The following is a 1,897-nucleotide window of genomic DNA, read 5'->3' as shown; positions in this document are numbered from 1 at the left end:
ATAGATATACGCTTCAACGGTTATCTCCTCTGTGACATTCAGTTGCTCTTGGTGGGGAACCTTGACGTAATCATCCTTACCATCGAAAACAAGGGCATTGCCTTGCGCTATCTTTTGATAGTCTTGTTCGGGTTGGGCTTCACCGCTAATTTCATAAGGAATCTCTACGCCGCCTTCTGGTGCCGGTGCCGATAGGTTAACAACAAAGTTGCTGGACAAACCATCGTCTTCTGTGATATCTCCTTCACTAGAGACAATCGCTTCTGGAATAACGGGTTGAGCTTCTTCTTCACTCCCTTCCGTAGTTTTCAAAGGTGCATCAGAAACAAAGTCAAAGGTGGTATCTTGGCTTAGATAATTACCTGCCGATATGGTAATTTGCCCTTCTTTATCGACATTACTCAAACTCACCGATTGCGCTTTGTCCCAGTTAGAAGCGTTGAAAGTAAGGCTGGATTTTTCTAAACTGCCTTGGTTGCTGCTTAAAGTAACCGTAACTGAATCGCTTGGTTGGCTACCTAGTTTGACTTGGAAATCCACCTTCTCATCACGAATAGCTAGCGGATTGCCACTGCCATCTTCTGCGGTAACAGGCAGACCATCTCCATCGAGCAGAATAACTTCATTTTTGTAGGCTTGATTGTCTTGAATAGTGATGGTGGCACGGTCATTTGACGAGTCAATGTTGTAGTTGGAGTTGTCCGCACTACTGTTTTCTTCATCGTCGAAGTTGTGAGGCAGCAAACGGATGTTGACATTCTCTTCTCCTTCCACCAGTTCGTCGGGAAGAGCAGAGAAATAAATGCGTCCGGAGGTTTCTCCTTGAGGAATGATAATGCCGTTTTTTTCGGTACCGGCATCGTCAGAAACTTTCCGATAGCGAGAGTTGAAATAATCTATATGTTGCTGGGCACTGCCACCGGTGATCTCATATTTCACCCAGAGTCCCTGGGGCCCGTGAAAAGGTTTATCTAGCTCTACGTCCACATAGCCAATCTGCGGTCCTGGATTGTTGATGTATAGATTGCGAATGAGTTCGCCATCATTATTATTGCCACTGGTGTCTTTTAAGGTATTGCCTTGTTGATTCTCAGCTTGGTAATACGCTACCAGTCCATTTTCATTACCTGTTAGTTTTCTATCGCTATTTTGCTGAATTTCCTGGGTAGTGCGAGCGGTATTCCAAACTCGAATTTCGTCTAGTTCTCCTTTCCAGAAATCTCCTTGTGGAGCTTCTGCATTTTTGGTACCGATATACAGAGGATCGCTGGTTGTACCAATTACCCGAAACTGACTCTGACGCTATTTTTTCGCCATTGATATATAGAGATAGTTGCGAACCATCGTACACTCCAGCTACATGATGCCACGCCTTAGTCTCTAGAGAATCAACCGTAGCCGTAACTTCTCCTACTCCTTCTAGATCAAACTTTAATCGATTGTTTTCTATTAAAAACCTGTATTGGTCGTCAGCATTTCCTTTTTGCAGAATGCGACGGTTGTTCCCACCAAAGCCTTCTTATAGATATACGCTTCAACGGTTATCTCCTCTGTGACATTCAGTTGCTCTTGGTGGGGAACCTTGACGTAATCATCCTTACCATCAAACTGTATAGCTTTTTGAGTTGTATTTTGATTGAATTCTACATTTTTGGTTATGTTTAGGCGAGGTTCATTGTCTTCAATGGTGACAGTTGCTGACTGGTTATCAGTGTCAAGAATATAGGCTCCAGGATGTAAAGAAACAGTTAATGTTTCTTTTGGATCGTCAATTGAATCGTCTGGTATATCAATTGTAATTTCTTGCTCTGTCTGGGTAATATCTATAGATTTTTCCGGTTCACCGTCTACACTATAGTAAACAGTGGTTCCTTTAGAACCATCGTAATGTGTAGGG

Annotated in this window: 2 protein-coding genes; both read right to left on the bottom strand. The window is 43.0% G+C overall.

The window, feature by feature from the left end:
- The coding region (locus tag AS151_RS03660) for a hypothetical protein (RefSeq protein ID WP_139240487.1) at positions 1 to 939 on the bottom strand (939 nt) is incomplete at its 3' end.
- Positions 940 to 1,449: 510 nt separating this feature from the next.
- The coding region (locus AS151_RS21915; protein ID WP_170861301.1) for a hypothetical protein at positions 1,450 to 1,897 on the bottom strand (448 nt) is incomplete at its 5' end.

Origin of the sequence: Geitlerinema sp. PCC 9228, assembly GCF_001870905.1 — a bacterium.
Taxonomy (GTDB): Bacteria; Cyanobacteriota; Cyanobacteriia; order Cyanobacteriales; family PCC-9228; genus PCC-9228.
The sequence above is the reverse complement of the archived record's forward strand: the minus strand, read 5'-3'. Positions and strand labels throughout refer to the sequence as shown.